We start from the raw sequence: 23,223 nt of genomic DNA, 5'->3' as shown, positions 1-23,223 counted from the left end.
GTAAAGTAAACGATTGCTTTGTTTATTGAGAAGATATTTTATGTGTAAAATAAAGATTTAAATACGGCGCATTTAACAAAAGTTACATCTATATTGTGATGTCCCTCACATGAGAGGGTATTTCCTGAGTAAGTCTTAATTTTGAAATTAAAAAAAGCGTGATTAACTAAGGTCTTGTGGCTCAATATCTAAAGTCCAGCGTACTTTTTTAGCTAATGGTAATAGCTCAATCGCGGTTTTTGCACCACGCAACATTGATTGCATTACGGTACGATTTGGCGCTTGAAAGAGCAGTTGCCAACGGTATTTTCCGGCTCGACGTGCTAAAGGTGCCGGAATAGGCCCTAGCACTGGTGTGGCGTCATGATATTGAGGGTGACTTTCTAAAATATCACGGACTTGTCGTAAGAATTGCTCGACATTGTCATTGTTATTGGACTCTGCTCTAAAGAGAGATAAATGCGTATAAGGAGGAAGCTGAGCGAATTTGCGCTCATTTAACGCATGTTCTGCAAAGTGACCATAACCATGATGTAGAAGGCTTTGTAAAAGAGAGTGTTCAGGGTGGTGAGTTTGTAAGATCACTTCCCCTGGTTTACTTGCTCGCCCTGCGCGTCCAGCGACTTGGATAAACAACTGAGCTAAACGTTCAGGAGCTCGAAAATCACTACTAAATAATGAACTATCTACATCAATTAAACCGACAAGGGTTACGTTAGGGAAATGGTGCCCTTTTGCTAGCATTTGAGTGCCAATAAGGATTTGGTATTCGTTGTTTTTAATTGCGTCTAGATAGTTTTCTAAGCTGCCTTTTCTGCGAGTACTGTCTCGATCGATACGAACGGTTTTGTATTCAGGAAAGAGGGTCATAAGTTGAGTTTCGAGCTGTTCGGTACCAACCCCTACAGAAATAAGCTGAGTGGATCCACAGCCTTGGCATTGATGCATTATTGGCTGCTGTGAACCACAGTGGTGGCAGCGAATTTCATTACTGTATTGGTGGAATGTATAATAAGCATCACAGCGCTTACATTCGGCCATCCAGCCACATTCGTGACACATTAAGGCTGGGGAGAATCCTCGGCGATTCAAAAATAACATCACCTGATTGCCTTCAGATAAATGTTTTCTCATTTGAGCAATTAAAGGTGCAGATAACCCACTGTTTAGATACAAGCCTTTGACATCTAACACACCATGTCGAGCTGGGATTGCAGTACCCGCGCGTTTGGTTAATGTGAGATGGTGGTATTTACCGACCTTAGCATTATGTAACGTCTCTAGAGCTGGCGTTGCTGAGCCTAACACAATCGGAATATTGTCTAAGTTTGCTCGCATTACTGCCAGATCTCGGGCGTGATATCTCATGCTGTCTTGCTGTTTATAAGAGGCATCGTGTTCTTCATCGACAATGATGATACCGAGATCATTAAATGGGGTAAAAAGTGCTGAGCGAGTACCTATAATGATGCCAGCATGGTTGTCTCGTGCCGCTAACCATGCATTCAAACGTTCGGTATCATTAAGTGCAGAATGGATCATATCGACAGGCACATTAAAACGACGCTTAAAGCGATTAATGGTTTGTGGGGTCAATCCTATTTCAGGAACAAGAATCAGTGCTTGTCGGCCTGCTTGTAAAATAGGCTCTAATAACTGGAGATAGACTTCCGTTTTACCCGATCCCGTAACGCCATCTAATAAGTAACAACCAAATTCAGGGTTTGCATTAACCGTAGCAATAGCAATGGCTTGCTCTTCATTTAACTGTGGCTTTTCTTGTGTTATTTCGACATTACGTTGCCAATAAGTTGGTTTTGGAGCGAGAGAGATTTCTTCTATCCATCCTTTATCCACGACGGCTTTTAAGGTTGCAGCAGTAATGTCTTCTTCAAGCATTTGTTCGTGACTGCATTGTTGGTGACGAACAAGGTTTAGGGCCTTGGCTTGTTTCGGTGCTCGAGTCAGTTTGTTGAGATCTTGATTTTTTCCTAGCTCAGTAATTTGCCACGCTTTTAGTGCCGCAAAACTGGCTTCTCTGCCTTTACGTAGCCACGCTGGCATCGCATTCGCTAAGGTTTCCCCTAATGGGTATTGATAATAAGTGCTGCTCCAATTAAGAAGCTTATAAAGGTGAGGAGTCCAGAGAGAAGTGCTATCGAGTACGGAGTCTAATCCTTTTAATTTCTCACGAGCAAATTCAGAGTCATTGCTTAATTTTGTGACTATACCGATAAGGCGTTGACGACCAAAAGGCACTTTTACACGGCCCCCAATGACAGGGTGTTGTCCGGCTTTAATTAAGTAATCAAAGGTGCGGTCAAGAGGAACGGGCAGTGAAACGTGTGCAATTGAATAGGACATAGCCAACATTAATCAGGAATAATAGGATGAATAGTCTACTCTTAGATAAAAATATCGCAAAGGAGTAAAATAATCGGTGGAAAAAGTAACAGATTAGTTGATTGATTGGCCGCGATTCATTATTATACGCGACCTTAAGTAGGTGTAATTTATTTATGCTTATTATTTTTGTTACACGACGTGTGGTGTCCGGCTTAGATTCGGATGGCGACACGGCCTAAATTATAAGGTTTTCCCATGAAAGTAGGTATCCACCCAGAATACAAAGCTGTTAAAGCTACTTGTTCTTGCGGCAACGAATTTGAATTCAAATCAGCGCTAGGCAAAGACACAATCCACCTAGACGTATGTGGCGAATGTCACCCGTTCTACACTGGTAAGCAACGTATCGTAGATACTGGCGGCCGTGTTGATCGCTTCAACAAACGTTTCGGTGCAATTGGTTCTAAAAAATAATTACCAATTTCCGATAAGAAAGGAGTCCATTAGGACTCCTTTTTTTATGTCTAAAATTCAGAGTAAGGTCACTTTCTTATTTGAAATTAAGTCATAAAATCATTAATTAACCCGACATTTTTGTTGGTACGATCTGTAAGCGAAGACTATGAAGTTTGAGCTAGATCAACTATTATATAGTTTACTATTTTGAAACAATTCTCTTATATTTATTAGCATTCAGGAAAACCCCATGTCTGAAGATTTTCGCGAACAAGCTCTCCATTATCACGCTTACCCAACGCCGGGTAAAATTGAAATAGCACTGACTAAACCCGCCGATACGGTAGAAGACCTTGCTTTGGCTTATAGCCCAGGAGTAGCTGAACCAGTACGTGAAATCGCGAAAAACCCAGACGATGTTTATAAATACACATCTAAAGGCAATATGGTTGCGGTTATTTCAAATGGTACGGCTATTTTAGGCTTAGGTAATTTAGGTCCTCTGGCTTCAAAACCTGTAATGGAAGGCAAATCATTACTTTTCAAACGATTTGCCGGTCTAGATTCGATTGATATCGAAGTGAAACATCGCACTATTGATGAATTTGTAGATACAGTAGCGAACATTGCAGATACTTTTGGTGGTATTAACTTAGAAGACATCAAAGCCCCTGATTGTTTTGAAATTGAACGTCGTTTAATTGAACGTTGTGATATTCCTGTATTCCACGATGATCAGCACGGTACTGCAATTGTAACGGCAGCTGGCATGTTGAATGCTATCGAGCTTCAAGGTAAGAAGTTAGAAGATGCGATCATTGTTTGTTTAGGTGCGGGTGCCGCGGCGGTTGCCTGCATGGAAATGCTGATTAAATGTGGCGCGATGCGCGAGAAGATCTACATGCTTGATCGTAAAGGCGTAATTCACACTCGTCGTGATGACATTAATGAATATAAACAACGTTTTGCGAACAACACAGATAAACGTACGCTTGAAGATGTTATTGAAGGCGCTGATTTATTCTTAGGGGTATCGGGTCCTAACCTATTGCCACCTGAAGCGCTTAAATTAATGGCTGATAAGCCCGTTGTATTTGCTTGTTCAAATCCAGATCCTGAGATCAAACCAGAATTGGCTCATGAAGTTCGTAATGATTTAATTATGGGTACTGGTCGTTCTGATTATCCTAACCAAGTAAATAACGTACTTTGTTTCCCATTTATCTTCCGTGGTGCACTCGATGTTCGTGCAAGCGTGATTAATGATGAAATGAAATTGGCTGCGGTTGAAGCAATTCGTCAATTAACGAAAGAACCTGTGCCTGTCGAAGTATTAAAAGCGGCGGGTGTTGATTCTTTAGAGTTTGGCAAAGGTTACATCATTCCTAAACCGATGGATCCTCGTTTACTTCCTCGAGTTGCAAAAGCGGTAGCACAAGCAGCGGTTGATTCAGGCGTCGCTCGTATTGAAATGCCAGAAGGATACATGGAAGCGTAAACTGCTTTTATATATTAATTAAAGTAAAAAGGCTTCCTACGTCATTGATGAGGAAGTCTTTTTATTAGGGGGAATTAAATTATGGGTTTACCACCAAGCGTTAACTTGAATACCACTAATGTATTCGTTGTTGTTTAGCACTATTGTAATACAGCCGATAGAGTAAATTATCATTCGCTTTTAGAACTTGAACATGGCCAATTGGATAGGGTAAGTATGAGACAGAGAGGTAATGTAAAATTGAAATGAGCAGAAAAACAGAGGGGATAAAGAAAGTAGGAAATAATCGAAAATGTGATCTAGCTAATGATTGTTATCATTAGCTAGGAGTTAATCACTTTTATTCTTCGTCGAATGCTTCGAATTCAATGCCCATTGCGGTCATTAACGCTTTTGCTTCTGTTGGAATATCATCAGGACGATCTTTACGTAAATCTTCATCTGTTGGCAATGGTTGGCCAGTATAAGCATGAAGAAACGCTTCACATAACAATTCGCTGTTTGTGGCGTGGCGAAGATTACTTACTTGACGACGAGTACGTTCATCCGTAAGGATTTGTAGTACCTTCGTTGGAATTGACACGGTAATTTTTTTTACCTGTTCACTTTTTTTACCATGCTCGGCATAAGGACTTAAATAGTCACCATTCCAATCAGCCATTGCTCACCTTCGTTCTAATATTATTGTTGTTTAAAATGCGATGAGCTAATTCTAGCGATATTTACGTCTATAAGCAAAGATATATAGACGTCTAGAAGTATTGACGTCTCATTTTGTGATGGTAAAGTAGAAGAATATAACTTATGGATTAGATTATACCACTGCATAGCAGTTTGGAAGGGAAATAATGAGCGAGAGAAAACCTGCAACTATTGCTGTTCGTACTGGCATTGAAACCGATTCACAACACAATGCGGTTGTGCCTCCTATCTATTTATCGACTAATTATAGCTTTCCAGAATTTGGAGATGTTCCAACGTACGATTACGCTCGCTCAGGGAATCCAACCCGAACTCAATTAGAAACAACATTGTCTGATTTAGAGTGTGGTGCGGGTGCGGTGGTGACGAACTGTGGCACTGCGGCTCTTAATTTAATGGTATCAGCCTTGCTTGGTCCTGATGATTTAATTATTGCCCCTCATGACTGCTATGGCGGCACTTATCGACTCTTTAACACCAGAGCAAATAAAGGTGATTTTCAAACGTTGTTTGTGGATCAGTCTAATGCCGCCGCTTTAGATGAAGCGCTTGCTAAAAAGCCAAAACTGATCTTATTAGAAACGCCTTCCAATCCATTAGTTCGCGTAGTCGATATTGCCGAAATTTGTAAAAAAGCGGCAGAAGTCGGTGCATTAGTTGCGGTTGATAACACGTTCCTTTCTCCTGTATTACAGCAGCCACTGACTCTTGGGGCTGATTTCGTTCTTCATTCCACAACAAAATACATTAATGGGCATTCAGACGTTGTTGGTGGTGTGATCATATCTAAAACGAAAGAACATGCCGATGAATTGGCATGGTGGGGGAACTGCATTGGTGCAACAGGTACTGCATTTGATAGCTATTTAACCCTGAGAGGAATTCGTACTCTTAGTGCTCGTATGCGAGTGCATGAAGAAAATGCGATGGAAGTATTAAAATGCTTACAACAGCAAGAGTTAGTGGGAACGATCTATCACCCTAGTCTACCTGAGCACCCAGGGCATGAAATAGCAAAGCGTCAGCAAGCGGGTTTTGGTGCAATGCTGAGTTTTGAATTAAACGGTTCGTTAGACCAACTTAAAGTTTTTGTGAAAGCGTTAAAATATTTCTCTTTAGCTGAATCGTTAGGGGGAGTAGAAAGTCTGATTGCTCATCCGGGAACGATGACACATAGAGCGATGTCAGATGAAGCTCAGGCTGCTGCCGGTTTGGTGCCGACGTTATTACGTATTTCTGTTGGCCTAGAAGACAGTAGAGATTTAATCGCAGATCTTACACAAGCGTTTGCTGTGGCTGCAGAGGTGAAATAATGACAACGTCTTTGGTGCAACGTCAGTTACATAAATTTGGTGGCAGCAGTCTTTCTGATCCTGAGTGTTATCGCCGTGTGGCAACCATCTTAAAAGAATATTCAAACGAGCATGATCTTGTTGTTGTTTCTGCCGCGGGTAATACAACAAACCGTATTCTTGAATGGATTGATAACTTATCTAAAGATGGTCGTTTGGCTCACGATACATTGGAGTCTTTGCGTCATTATCAGCAACAGTTAATTTCTGAATTGTTAGAGCCAGATCAGGCGGAAGTATTGCAGGCATTGTTGCATAAAGAGTTGATTGCAATCGGTCAATTACATGCTCCGCTAAATGAAGTTCAACAAGCCGATGTGCTTGGTCATGGTGAAATATGGTCGTCTCGTTTGTTGTCGGCTTATTTAAACCAGATTGAATTAAAATCGGCACCGTTGGATTCTCGCCATTTTTTAAGAGCAGAAAGAGGGGCTCAGCCTGAGGTTGATCGTGTTCTTTCATGGCCTTTATTTAAAGAACAAATAGCACAACACCCTCATGGTCGTCTTGTTATTACTGGATTTATGGCCCGTGACCAAAAGGGTGAAACCGTATTATTAGGGCGTAATGGATCGGATTACTCAGCAACTATGATTGGTGCATTAGCTGAAGTTTCTCGTGTTACTATTTGGAGTGATGTTGCTGGGGTATTTAGTGCGGATCCTAGAAAAGTGGAAGACGCTTGTTTATTGCCGCTACTTCGTTTGGATGAAGCCAGTGAATTGGCCCGTTTAGCTGCCCCTGTTTTACATAGCAGAACATTACAGCCAGTAGCGCAAAGTGCGTTAGATTTGAGTCTACGTTGCAGTTATCAACCAGAATCGGGTTCAACACGCATTGAACGTGTCTTGGCCTCTGGTCGTGGCGCTAAAATTGTTACTTCGTTGGATGATGTGTACTTAATCCAACTTGGCTTTGGCCGTGGGCAAGATTTTGAACGAGCTCAAACCGAGGTGCTTTCTCTTTTAACTCGTGCTCAACTTCAACCTCTTGCGTTAGAAGCACAAGCCGATAAATTTACTTTATTACTTGCCTACACTTCAGAGATCGTCAGTGATGCTTTAGATATGCTGCAAAATACAGCGGTGCATGCTGAAATTAAATTAAAAGAAGGGTACTCAATGGTTGCAGCAGTAGGTGCTGGTGTAACGGCTAATGCCATTCATAGCCATGGTTTTTACCATCAATTAAAAAATAGACCTTTAGAGTTTGTGTGTGAATCGGAATCAGGGTTAAGTCTTGTTGCTATTCTTCGTAAATTAGACACCGATGAATTGATCAATGAGATTCATACCAGTTTATTTCAAGCTCAGAAACGAGTTGGCCTTGTTTTGTGTGGTCACGGTAATATTGGTGCGCAGTGGCTTACATTGTTTACTCAGCAAAAACGAATTTTAGAAAAACGTCGAGGCATGATTTTTTCATTAGTCGGAGTCGTTGACCGTCATCGATACTGGTTCGATTTTGACGGTATCGATAGTGCATCAGTAGTCAGCCATTTTGATGATGAAGCGGTGAGCTACGAAGAATTTGAATGGATTGAAAAAATCGGTTCAGTCCAAGGATACGATGACGTTGTTATTTTAGATGTAACGGCAAGCCCTGAGCTTGCAAGTCAATACACTAAAATTGCAGAACAAGGCATGCACTTGATCTCTGCAAATAAGGTCGCGGGTTCAGCACCAAGTCATGAATATCAAGCGGTTGTTGATGCGTTTGCAAAAACTGGTCGACATTGGTTATACAATGCAACGGTTGGCGCGGGATTACCAATTAATCATACTGTGCAAGATTTGCGTGAAAGCGGAGACAGCATTGTTGCACTCTCTGGGATCTTTTCTGGCACTCTTTCTTGGTTATTCCAACAATATACTGGAGAGACTCCCTTTACTGAGTTAGTCGATTTAGCATGGCAACAAGGATTGACAGAGCCAGATCCTAGGCATGATTTAGATGGTTCCGATGTAATGAGAAAGCTTGTTATTTTGGCAAGAGAGTCAGGGTTACAAATCGAACCGAATCAAATCGAAGTCGAATCGTTGGTTCCCGCCGAATTACAGCAAGTGAGTCTTGATGACTTCTTGGCAAAAGGTGATGCCTTAAATGAAGCATTATCGGAACGTTTGGAACAAGCGCAGCGAGAACAAAAAGTACTTCGTTATGTTGCCCGTTTGAATAAAAATGGCAGTGCAACGGTTGGGATTGAAGCGCTGTCTGAACATCATGCATTGGCTAATTTATTACCGTGCGATAATATTTTTGCGATTGAAAGTCAGTGGTATAAAGATAACCCTTTAGTGATAAGAGGGCCAGGCGCCGGAAGAGAGGTTACCGCCGGAGCAATCCAGTCTGATTTGAATAAAATTTCAGCGTTATTTTAACCAAATGTAATACTTATTAACGTTTCGTTATATTTTAAACCATGCCATGTTGCATGGTTTTTTTCGTTTAACGTAGGAAAAATCGGAAACTATTGATATTTAGGTTATTTTATGTTTTTGCCTAATTGGTTGATTTGTAAATAAAATTAATCGGTTAACTTTGATTAAGCATAAATTAAAATTAAAATCTGTTACGTGCTATGGATTTTGTAAATCTATTCAGTGATTATGTTGAACAGTTGGCTAGCATACGTTCTGTCAATAACGTGTATAACTATAATAATATGCAGCTTACTTTTTCTTATTTTAATAATTTGCTGAAAAATAGAGAGAGCCTTTAAATGAGTATGTCTGAATTTTCCTCTGCATCTAATAGCGTTAGAGCAGAACAAGTATTACGTGGAGTAGATTTAAATCTACTGACTGTTTTTGATGCAGTAATGCAAGAGCAAAATATTACTCGAGCAGCTCAAAACCTAGGTATGTCACAACCGGCAGTGAGTAATGCGGTATCACGACTAAAAGTGATGTTTAATGATGAACTCTTTATTCGCCATGGTCGTGGTATTCAACCAACGCAACGTGCTCGTCAATTATTCGCACCAATGCGTCAAGCACTGCAATTGGTAAAAAATGAATTACCAAGTTCGACGTTTATTCCTGAAACATCAATGAGACAATTTAAGCTCTCAATTTGTAGCCCTTCGGATATTCGTTTTGCTCCACGAATCATGAGAGATATTCAGCAAAAATCGCCTCATATTAGTTTAAAGTTGTCTGGTGAACATGAAGCGGATATTGCTCAAAAGCTTCGTTATCAAGAAATTGACTTTGTGATTGATTATGTTCGTTTTGACGAACCTGGTTTTATGAGCACTGAGTTATTTACTGATGAATTAGTGGTTGTTGCTGCCGTTAATCACCCTCGAATTCAGGGTATGATTACTAAAGAGCAATTGGCAAATGAGAAACATGCTGTTCCTGCTCGTATTGAAAATACAAAAGGGTTTGCAGACCATTTATATCAAGATGCTATTTATGAGCAAGCTTACAAAGGGGCTAGCATCAGCAACATTCTTTATGTTGTTTCTCAATCAGAGTTGATTACGGTTGCTCCTAAGTGGTTGGTCAGTTCAATGCCAAACCGCGATCAACTGGCTATTCTTCCATTGCCAATTGAATCAAAAGGGATCAGTGGCTATTTAAGCTGGCATGACTCGTACCAAAAAGACAAAGGTCATATTTGGATGCGTGATCAATTGATGCTTATTTGTGGCGAAGAAGTCGTTGCTTCAAGTAAAGGTATGATGTTTTAGCGTTGAAATACTCTAAAATTAGAAGAATAAAAGGCAGCATCATTGATGTTGCCTTTTTTGTAGGATCTCATTCGATATAAATGAAATGTATATTATTAATAATGAACTTGTTAATACGGCTCATCAGAAATGAGTTTCGTACAACATTCCTTACATTTTATACAGAGAAAGTATTGCCTTTTTTAGCACCACTTGTACACTTTGTTTAGATTATAGCTTACAAGTGTAAGCCTAAAGGTGATACGAGATGACTATTCAAAATCCACATATTGTAAAAGAGATCCGCCAGCACATTGCAACTCGTGCAAATGACACTGCATTACGTGAACGTAAATGTGGCGCTTGGAGTGACACTCAGTGCTCAGCATGGAGTGACATCACTTGGGGTGAATTTGGTCAGCAAATGGATACTCTGTCTTTAGCACTATTAGCTCATGGATTGAAAATACAAGAGAAAGTAGGGATTTTCGCCAATAATATGCCTCGCTGGACTGTTGCTGATTTTGCAACAATGCAATTGCGTTCAGTGCCTGTGCCTATTTATCCAACGAACACACCAACACAAGCGGCTTATGTTATTAATGACGCAAATATCCGCATATTATTTGTGGGTGAACAAGCGCAGTATAATTCGGCGGTTGTGATTTTTGAACAATGCCCACAATTAACTCATATTGTCGCGTTAAGTGATGACATTGATTTAAATGATCACGAAGCTGGTGTTTCGTGGAATGACTTCATTTCTGCAGCAAATGAATCTCATCAAGAAGAGTTAACTCATCGTCTTGATACGGCTGAAATGGATGATTTACTGACATTGATCTACACCTCTGGTACGACGGGAGAACCAAAAGGGGTAATGCTAGATTACACCAATATTGGTTCTCAATTAGAGGGGCATAACACGAATTTAGCGCTAACGGAAAAAGACGTATCATTGTGTTTCTTACCGTTATCGCATGTTTTTGAACGTGCTTGGACGTTTTACGTTCTTTATAAAGGTGCGATTAACTGCTATTTACCAAACACAAACTTAATTAAAGACGCACTCACTGAAGTTAAGCCAACGGTTATGTGCGCGGTTCCTCGTTTTTACGAGAAGATTTTCTCAACGGTTCATGAAAAAGTATCCCGTGCTCCTGCTCATCGTAAAGTGATGTTTACTTGGGCTGTAAATATGGGGGCGAAGATGTCTGCTTGCAAACAAGAGGCACGTGAACCTTCATGGATACTGAAACAGTCTCATAAAATTGCAGATAAGTTAGTGTTGTCTAAGTTACGAATGATTTTGGGTGGTAACATCAATTTCATGCCGTGTGGTGGCGCTAAATTGGATGCAACCATTGGCCGATTTTTTCATGCGCTTGGCGTCAATGTTAAATTAGGTTATGGCATGACAGAAACCACAGCAACGATTTCATGCTGGGAAGACGGTAAATTTCATCCTGATTCTATAGGCACATTAATGCCTGGCGCTGAAGTTAAGATTGGCAAAAAGAATGAAATTCTAGTTCGTGGTCCGATGGTCATGAAAGGATATTATAATAAGCCAGAAGAAACCGCATTGACCTTTACTGAAGATGGTTTCCTAAAAACAGGTGATGCTGGTGAGTTTGATGCCGACGGTAATTTATACATTACTGATCGTATTAAAGAGCTTATGAAGACCTCTGGTGGTAAATATATTGCACCACAAGTGATTGAAGGCGCGATTGGTAAAGATCATTTTATTGAGCAAATTGCCGTTATTGCTGACACGCGTAAGTTTGTTTCTGCATTGATTGTTCCTTGTTATGATGCTCTTGAAGAATACGCAAAAGAGTTGAATATTGCTTATCATGACCGTATGGAATTAGTTAAGCACAGTGAAATTGTCGAAATGCTTGAAAAGCGTGTCGCTAATTTACAAAAAGAATTGGCTCGTTTTGAACAAGTGAAAAAATTCACATTATTATCGAAAGCATTTTCGATGGATAAAGGTGAATTAACCCCAACACAAAAGTTACGTCGTAAAGTTATCAGTGAGCGTTATCAAGACGAAATTGAAGAAATGTACGATGAGAAGAAAGAGAAAAAAGATAAAAAAGATAAAGCAGAATAGTATATCTCTGTAGATTCATAGATAAAAAAACCAGTCACTTTTAGACTGGTTTTTTTTCGCCTAAAAAATGAGATCTTACTCAATGTAGAAAGCGTGATGCCTTCGTTTTTTAGTGAAACGTAACTATTTTAATCTCTCTTTATTGCCTATAGCTTGGTTTTTACTTCTAATTCACCTTGGTTAGGTTGCTCTTAAATATTGATAATTAGTCAAAGCCTGAATTTATATTCTGTAGAGTTAAAATGACGCTAGACCAAGGTGCTATGAAAAGGTTAAAGTTGTTTCGTAATGTTGGCTTTTGTTATCACATATAGCCATATGCATAGGGATTTAATTTAATTAATTCGGTTTAGGCTAAAAATAAGCCCTAACTATGTAAAACCAATAATTTGTAGATAATTCAAATCTTCTATTTGAGGTTTTCAGCGTCTGGAGATAAATATGGAAATGTTATCTGGCTCAGAGATGATCGTACAGTCTTTGATTGATGAAGGTGTAGAGCACATATTCGGATACCCTGGCGGTTCTGTTCTTGATATTTATGATGCGTTGCATATGAAAAGCGACGATATTCAACATGTATTAGTGAGACATGAGCAAGCAGCAACACACATGGCTGATGGTTATGCACGTGCAACAGGTAAACCTGGCGTGGTTCTTGTGTGCTCAGGCCCGGGAGCAACGAACACGATTACAGGAATAGCAACGGCCTATATGGATTCTATTCCAATGATTGTGCTATCTGGCAATGTACCAAACAACATGATTGGCACTGATGCCTTTCAAGAGTGTGACATGGTAGGCGTCTCTCGCCCGATAGTTAAGCATAGTTTTTTAGTTAAAAAAGCCGAAGACATTCCTGAAATTATAAAAAAAGCATTTTATATTGCATCGACAGGCCGACCTGGCCCTGTTGTTATTGATATTCCTAAAGATGTCATGAGCCCTGCATTTACATTCCCTTATCAGTATCCTGAAGCGGTTTCGTTACGTTCTTATAATCCCACAATGAATGGCCATAAAGGGCAAATTAAAAAAGGGCTAAAAGCATTACTTTCTGCTAAGAAGCCTGTCCTTTATATTGGTGGTGGTGCCATTATTTCTTCCGCAGATGCTCAAATATTAACGTTAGCTGAAGCGTTAAACTTACCTGTTATAAGCACCTTAATGGGGCTAGGAGCATTCCCAGGTACGCATAAGAATGCATTAGGTATGCTGGGTATGCACGGTACGTATGAAGCAAATATGACAATGCATAATGCGGATCTTATTTTTGGTATTGGCGTTAGATTCGATGATCGGACGACGAATAACTTAGAAAAATATTGTCCAGATGCAACCATTATGCATATTGATATCGACCCATCTTCTATTTCTAAAAATGTTCGAGTGGATTTACCTATTGTTGGCTCTGCTGATATTGTCCTCGACTCAATGCTGTCATTAATGAATGAACAAGATGGACATAATGATGCCGAAGCGATGGAAGCATGGTGGAAAGATATCGCAGGGTGGCGTGCTCGTAATTGTTTAGCGTATAAAAAATTACCGGATAAAATTAAACCGCAACAAGTGATAGAAACACTCTATAAATTAACCAATGGTGATGCTTATGTTGCTTCTGATGTCGGTCAGCATCAAATGTTCGCCGCATTATATTATCCATTTGATAAACCTCGTCGTTGGATAAATTCGGGTGGTTTGGGAACAATGGGCTTTGGTTTACCTGCGGCTTTAGGGGTTAAATTTACGCATCCTGATGACGTTGTTGTGTGTGTTACTGGAGATGGCAGTATTCAGATGAATATCCAAGAGCTATCAACGGCGCTTCAATACGATATCCCGGTAAAGATTATTAATCTTAATAACCGATTCTTAGGCATGGTTAAACAATGGCAGGACATCATTTATCAAGGCAGACACTCAAATTCTTACATGACTTCTGTTCCTGATTTTGCAGCGATTGCAGAAGCTTATGGTCACGTTGGAATCCGAATTAATCATCCTGATGAATTGGAATCTGGTCTAGAAAAAGCATTAGCAATGACAGATCGATTGGTCTTTGTTGATATTAATGTTGACGAAACGGAACATGTTTACCCAATGCAAATTAAAGGGGAAGCAATGGACAAGATGTGGCTAAGTAAGACGGAGAGAACGTAATGAGACATATAATATCACTGCTATTAGAAAATGAATCAGGGGCGTTATCTCGTGTTGTAGGTCTCTTCTCTCAACGAGGTTATAACATTGAGTCACTAACGGTTTCTCCAACTGAAGATAGAACCTTATCGCGCTTAAATATCACGACGGCAAGTGATGCTATGGAGCTTGAACAGATTCAGAAGCAATTACATAAATTAATAGATGTCATTAAAGTACAAGAAGTCACAGACGCTGACCATGTAGAGCGAGAACTTTTACTTATTAAGGTTAAAGCCAGCGGTTTTGCACGCGAAGAAGTCAAGCGTACTGCTGATATTTTCCGTGGACAAATCGTTGATGTAACTAGTTCTTTATATACCATTCAGTTAACAGGGACATCAGAGAAACTCGATGCGTTTATTACCGCGGTTTCTGAAGTGACGGATGTTATTGAAGTGGCAAGAAGTGGTGTTGTTGGTATTGCTCGAGGAGAAAAATCTCTTAGAGTGTAATATTCATTTACAATTCACTTAGATAGATTTATAAATCAAGCCTTCTTTTTGAGAAGGCTTGATTGTTTATATAATGATAAAAATATAGAATGGCGCTCTGTATATTTGAGTTCAACTGAAATGAATAAGAAAAGTTTTAAAATAGTAGCTTATTCTAGCTGTGTTTATCTTGTGTTATCAATGATAACGCTTATGTATTTTTATAGTGAATATCAGAAAGAAAAACTGGTTATTATTGAGCAAGTTCAAAATGAGTCAACTCGACAGTTAGCTTATACGCATCATGAATTTGATGAGTTATTAACTCGTATCCAAAATACATTAGGCTTACTCTCTGATAGCCGACCTGTTTATGATTATTTTTTATACCCTTCCAATCGTGTTAAAGCAGCCGTAGAAAGCTCATGGGTTAATTTGGTTAAAGCTGAAAAGTTCTTCTCTCAATTAGAACTTATCGATAACCAAGGGATTGCTTTATTTAGCTTATCTTATAACGCCATCAATAATGAGACATCTAAACATAATTTGCCCTTAACTGTCGTGAATCACTCTTTATTAACAACGTTATCCCAATTACCAGCCGGACAAGTATTTTCGGAAGGGGTGGTATTAAATGAAAAGTTAGCGACGTCGGGTGTTTATAAGCCAGTCATGCAAATTATTATTCCAATTGAAGTGTTGGGATCTCGTAAAGGGTATGTTGTTGCTGAACTGAGTGAGACGAGAATTGAAAATGTGATTAAGTTTTCTCCTACACTTAATATTTCGCCCTCTATTGTTAACCAAGATGGTTATTATTTGTTAACGAATCAGAGAAATAAAGTGTTTGGCCATCTGGTCAATGGACGGGAGGACCAAACATTAAAGGCTGAAAATGCGGAATTATGGCGCTTAATGAGTACTCAGAAAATAGGCAGCGCTTACATTGATAAAAATATTTTTTCGTTTTATAAGTTCGCTCTTAATCAAAAAGTACCAAATAAAGAAGTGTACTTTTTATTGGATTACTCTGAAGAAAGCTTGAATGTTTTATTTCAAGAAGCGAAGTCTGAATTAATCGAAGAAACAACGATTGTATTATTGTTATTAAGCTTAATCGTACTTCCTTGTGGGGTCGCTTTAACATTATGGGATAAATCAAATATTGAAAGCCAACTTGCAAAGTCAGCTCTTGAGGGGATGACTGCTGTTGTGATAACTGATAAACATCAACGGATCATAAAAGTAAATTCAGCGTTTTCTTTAATTAGCGGATATTGTGCATCAGAGACGATAGGAAAAACTACATTTGATGTATTGAAGTCAGATGTTGAGCGTTCAGAAAAGCGAGTTCAGAACTGGAAACAAGTCGAAGAATTGGGTGTTTGGCAAGGTGAAATCGAAGCATTGAATAAGTACGAAAAAAAATTGAGTTTGCTAGTAAGAATTCAAGTCGTTAAGAATAAGCGTAAAGACATTCAATATTATATTTTGTCTTATATTGATATTACTCAACGAAAATTATTAGAAAAAGAATTGCGTTATTTAAGTGAAAAAGACAGTTTGTCGGATTGTTGGAATCGCAGAAAATTCGAGTTTGAATTAGAGAATCAGACATTATTAACGAATCGTTATTACCCAGTACATCAATGTTGCTTAGCTATTCTTGATATTGATTGGTTTAAGAGAATTAATGATACTAAAGGCCATGATGTCGGTGATAAGGTCATTTGTCTTGTCGCTGATATACTACAACAAGGCTCTAGAGACACGGATTTTGTTGCTCGTATTGGCGGCGAAGAGTTTGCGATAATTATGCCTCATACCGAGTTGAAAGATGCTGAGAGGGTCGTCAATCGTTTGCGTGTCGCGGTTTCTCAATTGGAAGAATATCAATTAACGATTAGTGGTGGTTTGGCTGATATAGGTATTGCGGGTCATGATGCTTATAAGTGTGCTGATTTGGCATTATATGAATCAAAAACCAATGGACGTAATCTTATTTCTATTTGTAGTGATTTAGGTGATTTGGCTTAGATACATGAGCGTTTATTAGACTAAAGTCGTAAGGTAGCTATACTTATTAGTATTGTTTAATTTGTCTACAGCAGGAAGCTGATATTGCAAAGTGATACGCAGGGCTAAAGAGGCTGAGGTATTTATGCTTACAGATTTTTTAGTGAGGTTAACAATCGGCAGTTTGGCTATTCTAGGGTTTAAGTTAAGTGCAATATACTTTTTACTTATGGTGTTATTGATTGGTACGCATAATAAAGAGTTTTTTGGATGGTAAGCTCAACACGAATACAAAAAAACCAGGTGATTTACCTGGTTTTTTTGTAGGTAAATTAAGCTTCAAAATAGGCAGAGAGTAGATCCATGGTCTTAATATAATGACTTTCTAATAATACAACAGCTTGGTCTGTATTTCGAGAAAGCGCTAATTTCATGATTGTTTCATGTTCTTCCAAATAATCAGTATGTTCTTTATTAAACATTTTATGTGTATTTTGAAGGTGGCGATAACGCCTAATTTGGTTTGTTAATTCTTGATAAAACTGGAACATAATAGGAGCGTCTGCGCCAGAAAGAAGTGAATTATGAAAGTCAGAGTGGCGCTGTGTCCATTCTTGGATTGCTTCTGGTGTATTCTCTAAGTTGACTTTACTTAATCTGTGGTAGCTTGTTAATACACTAAGTTCCCACGCTTCATCACCTTTAGAAATGGCTTTTTCTAACAGCATTTTTGCTACAACTCGTAAACCTTCGAATAGCTCTTCAAGTTCAACAATTGAGATTGTTGCAACCCAGCATCCCTTTTGAGGTTCTAGCTTAACGTATTTGTTCCATGATAATTGAACAAGAGCTTCACGAATTGGAGATGCACCTACGTTGTAGCGTTTTTTTAATTCAGCAACAACCAGTTTTTGACCGGGGTGAAGATCGCCACTAAGAATATCTTGATGGATCATTTTTGATACTTTATCAGTAAGGGTAGGGCTAGACACTGCGATTCTCTCTATAAATATTCATAGCAGATCATCGGTTTAGGCCTGTGTTTAGCTTATCGAGTAAGGCGTGCTAAATAAAGGGTAGCTATACCATCTGCTGTGCGGTTAATAATGCGAGAGAGAGTATACCGTATTGTATGTTTGGTGCAAATGATAATTCATAAAAAAAGAGAGCCGAAGCTCTCTTTTATTGATTGTTACGTAATTTTTATATATTCAACTGAATTATAATACGTGAACAGATGCTGTGTTAGTTGTGCCTGATGGTACTAGAGCACCAGAAACCATAACAACGATGTCGCCTTTAGCGCCAATACCAGACTCAAGAGCTAGCTCTTTGCCGCGTAGGTAGAATGCGTCAGTGCTATCGATAGCATCAACAACCATTGGTGTAATACCTTTAGAAAGACAAAGTTGAGCTGCTGTCTTAGTATTAGTCGTTACGGCAATGATTCTTGCTGTTGGGAAGTATTTACGGATAGAACGAGCTGATTTACCCGCTTCTGTCGCTACTACGATTACAGGTGCACTTAGTTTCTCTGCTGTATCAACTGCGCCTTTACATACCGCTTCAGTGATACGTAGACGTGGGCTGTCTAGGCGAGAGCTAAGTTCTGCTTTTAATACTGCATCTGTACGAGCACAGATTGTTGCCATGATAGTTACAGCTTCGATAGGGTATTTACCTTTCGCAGACTCACCAGAAAGCATTACTGCATCTGTACCATCAAGGATTGCGTTAGCTACGTCGCCCGCTTCTGCGCGAGTTGGACGTGGGTTTTTGATCATAGAATCAAGCATTTGAGTTGCAGTGATTACAACTTTACGTGCGCGATTACATTTCTCGATCATCATCTTCTGTGCAAAGATTACTTCTTCAACAGGGATTTCAACACCAAGATCACCACGAGCAACCATGATACCGTCAGAAGCTTCTAGGATTGAATCGAAGTTATCTACACCTTCTTGGTTTTCAATCTTAGAGATGATTTGGATGTGCTCGCCGCCGTTAGCAACAAGTAGAGCACGGATTTCTTTAACATCTTCTTCTTTACGAATAAAAGATGCAGCAACGAAATCAACGCCTTGCTCACAACCAAATTTAAGGTCAGCTTTATCTTTTTCAGAAAGAGCTGGAAGCTTAACTGAAACGCCAGGAAGGTTAACACCTTTGTTTTCGCCTAGGTCACCGTTGTTAAGAACTTTACATTTAACTTCAGTTTCAGTAGTCGAAACTACTTCCATTTCAATTAGACCATCATCAACAAGGATAGTGTTACCAGCAACAAGGTCTTTTGCAAAGCCTGGGTAAGTAACAGCAACAACGTCTTTATTACCAACAACTGATACATCAGTTGTAAATGTGAAGTCTTGACCAGCAACTAAAGCGACATCATTGCCGTTGTCTAGTTTGATAGTACGGATTTCAGGACCTTTAGTATCAAGAAGGATAGCAAGTTGCTTACCTGTGTTCTTCATTACTTGACGAAGATTATCGATACGGTTGCCGTGCTCTTGGAAATCGCCGTGTGAGAAGTTAAGGCGCATTACGTTCATGCCAGCATTTGCTAATTCAGTTAGTTTTTCTACTGATTCAGTTTTTGGGCCAATCGTACAAACGATTTTGGTCTTTTTCATGTGAGAAATCTCTCCAGATAAGTATATTTAAAATGATAAACACAGTTACGCTCAGCGTAATGGTATGAAGTGTTGAAATATAACAACAAATTCTTGCTTCATTACTCATATGGCTAAGCATATAAATTCAATAATTATTGGTAGTGTAGACCGAAAAGAGTAATGGATTATTGATTCAGGTAAACAATTTGCTCTTTAATCACAATATTAAAAACAAATTTACATTACTTAACATTGTCTCGGTCAGATCTTTTTCGTAATTTTCTATCTATTTTCGGGCAAATTCTAACAGTAAAACTGATGAAGATCACTTTCTTGTTGTTATGTTCGTCAGCAAATATTTATTTTACAAATCAAAATAAAAAAGGCACATAGAGTGCCTTTTTATTATTGATTTTCAATTGGTTGATATGCCTTAAGTTTTTGCATGCCTTTAGCTAATTTTACAAACCAAGTCCCAATTGCTAATAATGAAATTATGGCACCAATAACGGGAATAGCAGAATAGATTTTCTCTAAAATAGAGCTATGTACCCAGTATTCTAAGCCGGCAACCATTCCACTCATTGTTGCAGCAGTAACACCAAGAACAACAAAGAAAGTGAGAAACAAAAAGAAGCTCTTGATAATGGCATAGTAGTGACTATTAATGATTTCGTCATTAGTCCCTTTATTCATTTGATAACCAGCGTATATGATGGCAACAATACCTGAGGCCATTAATGTTAACGGAGTAAGAAGGCTGGCAATGTAGGCAAACCAAATGCCTTTATTTGTTTTATTCGACATGGTAGTTATCCAATTATTAAATTGTGTTGCAAGTATATACCTATTCTTTGTATGGGAATATACCTGCAAAAATAGTGGTGAGGGGGAGTTAAGGTTTTAGCATTCGCTTTAAGATTTTCCCCGTTGCTGTCATTGGTAGAGCTTCAACGATATCGAGATGTTTAGGGCATTTATAGTCGGCTAAATGCTGCTTGCTCCATTTTATCAATTCTTTTTCTGATATTGAGTGGCCTTCTTTTAAAATAACAAATGCTTTTACTTCTTCCCCAAATCGAGGGTGTTCAATGCCAATTACTGCCACCAAATGAACCGAAGGGTGCTTCATATACACTTCTTCAACTTCTCGTGGATACACATTATAGCCACCGCTAATGATCAGCTCTTTTAAGCGGTCAACGACATAGATATAACCTTCGTCATCAAAGCGTACAATATCTCCGGTATGAAGCCAGCCATCAATAATGGTTTTTGCTGTTTCTTGGGGCTTTTTGTAATAGCCCTTCATCACATTATGACCTCGGATTACCAATTCGCCTTCTTGTCCTACAGGTAATTCATGACCATTTTTATCGACGACTTTCATTGTTACGCCCGGCAAGGGTTGACCAATACTGCCGGGCTTGCGTTGAAACTCTAGATGATTAAAAGCCGCTACCGGAGATGATTCAGATAAACCGTAACCTTCAATGACAGGAACTTGTAGTTTCTCTTCAAATTGCTTTAGTACTTCTACCGGCATTGAAGCCCCACCTGAAATAGCCACTTTTAATGTTTGTGCTATTTCTTTTAAGTAGTCACCTTTATTTTTTTCGGCATAAGCAAGCAACCCAATAAACATGGTAGGCACACCTGCAAGGTGCGTAACTTTATGCTCATGAATTTGCTGCAAAACGGTTTTAGGTACAAAGCGAGAAATAAGCACTAATGCACTGCCAGCTAAGATAGAGGTGTTCATTATTAACGATTGGCCAAACGTATGGAAAAGAGGAAGTATGGCAATGCTAACGTCCGTTCCTTTTTGGTTCGTTAATGATTGGCAAGCCTGTGCATTACAAAGCATATTACTCTGACTTAATTCTGCGCCTTTTGCTGTACCTGTTGTTCCTGAGGTATATAAAATTACACAGCTGTCTTGAGCGGTTCTGCAAACGGTATCAAAGGTATCTCTGCCAGTGTTTAACCATTGATTAAAAGAATGGGCAGCCACTGGCTTCTGTGATTCGGTTGTCTCAATTAAAATGAAATGTTCACAAAAATCGGCTTTTTCGTAGCCATCATAACCAAATTTACCTATCGGCATTGCATCAGAGCCTTGGTATGAAATAAGAGCAACAGCGTCGGAGTCTTTTAAATGATAAGCAACTTCATCACTTTTCAACATTACGTTGAGAGGTACGACTACGGCACCTATTTTTTGTATTGCGTAATAAGCGATAACAAACTCAGGGGTATTTGGGCACGAAAGTGCGATTTTGTCATCAGGTTGGATGTGCAGTTGTGTTAGATGATCAGCAATGGCATTTACTTTTTTATTGAGCTCTGAATAAGTCATCTTTAGATCATGAAAAATTAGGGCAATATTATTTGGACGAAATGTGGCGTTACGCTCAAGGTTGGTCGCAAGATTGTACATATATAACCTTTCTTGGTTTTTGTTGTTGATGTTATATCGAGATCTAAGTCTCTCTAAATACGTTAAGTGTATATCAAGAAATGAAAAAAAGTAGGGAGGTCAAAGGGGATTTTGTGTTTTTATTATCAATAAGAGCAGTAACTTACTTATTTGTCGATTACTGCTTATTTATTGAGATAGATTGGATTTAAAATTTATAGGAAGCACCTACATAAAGGGAATCCAATGAGTATAAGTTGGTCTCTGTGGTTAAGCCACTACCGCTTTGATAATCGAGATACTCCACAGAATATAGATCCATTTCATAAGCGGCTCTAAATTGAACGCCGTTCAATGCTGTTGGGGTATATTCAACACCAAATCCAAATTTAAATGCGGCGCCTTTATCATCAGTTAACAATTCCTCATTTTGATTTAAATCTAAGCTAGACATACCGACTAAGCCAAAAGGTCTAAGCCCATTATCAAAGGTATAGCCTAAATTAGCCGCTAATGAGATGGAGGTTGGCTTCATTGAATAGTTACCGACTTTGGCTTTTGCTGTTCCATAATCAGTATAGGTCCCTTCTATGCCGACTATTTTATTAAATTGATAACCAAGATAAATTTTAGTGGAGTTACCATCCGCCTTTGCTGAAACCTCGTTACTATTGTATCCCCAAGAATCTTCTTCTGAGTATCCAAAAGTGCCGAAGCCTGCACCAATATAAACGCCACTGATTTTAGGTCCTTGTGTTGAAATATCCTCATTTGCAATAGCGAAAAGTGGGGATGTTGCTAGAACAAACGGAAGTAATATTTTTTTCATTGATAACTCCATAATCAAATTAATTCGTTATCAGTATAGGTAGGTTTATTTAATATCCAAGGTGCGAATGATTGATTCTGAGGGATGGATAGTGCAATTGGTTCTTTGATAGAGGAAAAGGCTATTTTTCAATGCTCGCTTAATATTGAATAATGGATTTTTCTATGGCGTATCAAAGGAATTGAGAATGAATAATAAAGGGATCATTAGCGTTGTGATTTTATTGATTATGGCTGCGATATTTACTTCTGGATTAATAAGAGCAATGATTGAACTCTCTATTTTCTCCATACTCATTGGGTACGTATTACTGGAGAAAAAGAAGAAAACAAATCACTTTCCTCTCAATGACAAAAAGCCAGATAAGTAGTGATACTTATCTGGCTTTTTTAATTTGGTGGCCCCTCCCAGATTTGAACTGGGGACCGAACGATTATGAGTCGTGCGCTCTAACCACTGAGCTAAGGGGCCTTAGTAGGTGGTGATTATAGGGGAAGATGAAAAGGGTGTCTAGAGAGAAGGCGTTTGCTTTTTAATCAGTTAGTCAAAAATATGG

17 protein-coding genes and 1 tRNA gene are annotated in these 23,223 nt (G+C 38.9%); 10 read left to right on the top strand and 8 right to left on the bottom strand.

What is annotated here, in order from left to right:
* Positions 1 to 162: 162 nt before the first annotated feature.
* A complete protein-coding gene (gene priA / locus A6E04_RS03735; protein WP_065610060.1) occupies positions 163 to 2,364 on the bottom strand; it encodes a primosomal protein N' in 2,202 nt (733 codons plus the stop codon).
* A gap of 237 nt (positions 2,365 to 2,601) precedes the next feature.
* On the opposite strand from priA, the gene rpmE reads away from it, so the two are divergent.
* Both rpmE and A6E04_RS03725 read left to right on the top strand, forming a co-directional pair.
* Positions 2,602 to 2,820 (top strand): 50S ribosomal protein L31, encoded by a 219-nt coding sequence (rpmE, locus tag A6E04_RS03730; RefSeq protein ID WP_012551187.1) that lies wholly within the window; start codon positions 2,602 to 2,604, stop codon positions 2,818 to 2,820.
* 232 nt (positions 2,821 to 3,052) lie between these two features.
* Complete coding sequence (locus A6E04_RS03725; protein WP_012551188.1) at positions 3,053 to 4,300, top strand: malic enzyme-like NAD(P)-binding protein; 1,248 nt, start codon at positions 3,053 to 3,055, stop codon at positions 4,298 to 4,300.
* 340 nt (positions 4,301 to 4,640) lie between these two features.
* Here the strand turns inward: A6E04_RS03725 and metJ are convergent, their stop codons facing one another.
* Positions 4,641 to 4,961 carry a met regulon transcriptional regulator MetJ gene (gene metJ / locus A6E04_RS03720; protein ID WP_012551189.1) on the bottom strand — a complete coding sequence of 107 codons (321 nt, stop codon included), beginning with the start codon at positions 4,959 to 4,961 and terminating at the stop codon, positions 4,641 to 4,643.
* A 187-nt stretch (positions 4,962 to 5,148) separates the two neighbouring features.
* On the opposite strand from metJ, the gene A6E04_RS03715 reads away from it, so the two are divergent.
* The 7 genes from A6E04_RS03715 (at position 5,149) to A6E04_RS03685 (ending at position 16,825) form a co-directional block, all read left to right on the top strand.
* Positions 5,149 to 6,315 (top strand): O-succinylhomoserine (thiol)-lyase, encoded by a 1,167-nt coding sequence (locus A6E04_RS03715; protein WP_017022511.1) that lies wholly within the window; start codon positions 5,149 to 5,151, stop codon positions 6,313 to 6,315.
* Positions 6,315 to 8,735 (top strand): bifunctional aspartate kinase/homoserine dehydrogenase II, encoded by a 2,421-nt coding sequence (locus A6E04_RS03710; RefSeq protein ID WP_023604160.1) that lies wholly within the window; start codon positions 6,315 to 6,317, stop codon positions 8,733 to 8,735. Before A6E04_RS03715 ends, A6E04_RS03710 begins: the two co-directional genes overlap by 1 nt.
* Positions 8,736 to 9,076: 341 nt before the next feature.
* Complete coding sequence (leuO, locus tag A6E04_RS03705) at positions 9,077 to 10,051, top strand: transcriptional regulator LeuO (RefSeq protein ID WP_012551192.1); 975 nt, start codon at positions 9,077 to 9,079, stop codon at positions 10,049 to 10,051.
* A 247-nt stretch (positions 10,052 to 10,298) separates the two neighbouring features.
* Positions 10,299 to 12,152: an AMP-dependent synthetase/ligase gene (locus A6E04_RS03700; protein WP_065610037.1), complete on the top strand. Its 1,854-nt coding sequence runs from the start codon at positions 10,299 to 10,301 to the stop codon at positions 12,150 to 12,152.
* A gap of 441 nt (positions 12,153 to 12,593) precedes the next feature.
* Positions 12,594 to 14,315, top strand: a complete 1,722-nt coding sequence (locus A6E04_RS03695; protein WP_065610036.1) for an acetolactate synthase 3 large subunit — start codon at positions 12,594 to 12,596, stop codon at positions 14,313 to 14,315.
* Complete coding sequence (ilvN, locus tag A6E04_RS03690) at positions 14,315 to 14,809, top strand: acetolactate synthase small subunit (protein ID WP_012551156.1); 495 nt, start codon at positions 14,315 to 14,317, stop codon at positions 14,807 to 14,809. Before A6E04_RS03695 ends, ilvN begins: the two co-directional genes overlap by 1 nt.
* 192 nt (positions 14,810 to 15,001) lie before the next feature.
* Positions 15,002 to 16,825 (top strand): sensor domain-containing diguanylate cyclase, encoded by a 1,824-nt coding sequence (locus A6E04_RS03685; RefSeq protein ID WP_241802766.1) that lies wholly within the window; start codon positions 15,002 to 15,004, stop codon positions 16,823 to 16,825.
* Positions 16,826 to 17,136: 311 nt separating this feature from the next.
* On the opposite strand, the gene A6E04_RS03680 is transcribed toward A6E04_RS03685, so the two are convergent.
* The 5 genes from A6E04_RS03680 to A6E04_RS03660 all read right to left on the bottom strand — a co-directional run bounded on the left by A6E04_RS03680 (position 17,137) and on the right by A6E04_RS03660 (position 22,667).
* Positions 17,137 to 17,796, bottom strand: coding sequence for a GntR family transcriptional regulator (locus tag A6E04_RS03680; RefSeq protein ID WP_017022517.1), 660 nt, complete (start codon positions 17,794 to 17,796; stop codon positions 17,137 to 17,139).
* Positions 17,797 to 18,024: 228 nt separating this feature from the next.
* The gene (pykF, locus tag A6E04_RS03675; RefSeq protein ID WP_023604164.1) at positions 18,025 to 19,437 is read right to left on the bottom strand and encodes a pyruvate kinase PykF; all 1,413 of its coding nucleotides are present in this window, start codon (positions 19,435 to 19,437) and stop codon (positions 18,025 to 18,027) included.
* Between the two features lie 387 nt (positions 19,438 to 19,824).
* A complete protein-coding gene (locus tag A6E04_RS03670; RefSeq protein ID WP_065610034.1) occupies positions 19,825 to 20,226 on the bottom strand; it encodes a hypothetical protein in 402 nt (133 codons plus the stop codon).
* Positions 20,227 to 20,314: 88 nt separating this feature from the next.
* Positions 20,315 to 21,859 (bottom strand): long-chain-fatty-acid--CoA ligase, encoded by a 1,545-nt coding sequence (locus A6E04_RS03665; protein ID WP_065610031.1) that lies wholly within the window; start codon positions 21,857 to 21,859, stop codon positions 20,315 to 20,317.
* Positions 21,860 to 22,046: 187 nt separating this feature from the next.
* Positions 22,047 to 22,667: an outer membrane beta-barrel protein gene (locus A6E04_RS03660; RefSeq protein WP_065610029.1), complete on the bottom strand. Its 621-nt coding sequence runs from the start codon at positions 22,665 to 22,667 to the stop codon at positions 22,047 to 22,049.
* Positions 22,668 to 22,854: 187 nt separating this feature from the next.
* Between A6E04_RS03660 and A6E04_RS03655 the strand changes: the two genes are divergently transcribed.
* Positions 22,855 to 23,037, top strand: coding sequence for a hypothetical protein (locus tag A6E04_RS03655; RefSeq protein ID WP_017022521.1), 183 nt, complete (start codon positions 22,855 to 22,857; stop codon positions 23,035 to 23,037).
* Between the two features lie 25 nt (positions 23,038 to 23,062).
* On the opposite strand, the gene A6E04_RS03650 is transcribed toward A6E04_RS03655, so the two are convergent.
* Positions 23,063 to 23,138: transfer RNA gene (locus A6E04_RS03650), tRNA-Ile, on the bottom strand.
* Between the last annotated feature and the right edge of the window lie 85 nt (positions 23,139 to 23,223).

It is taken from the genome of Aliivibrio logei, from assembly GCF_001691055.1.
Lineage (GTDB): Bacteria > Pseudomonadota > Gammaproteobacteria > Enterobacterales > Vibrionaceae > Aliivibrio > Aliivibrio salmonicida.
The sequence above is the reverse complement of the archived record's forward strand: the minus strand, read 5'-3'. Positions and strand labels throughout refer to the sequence as shown.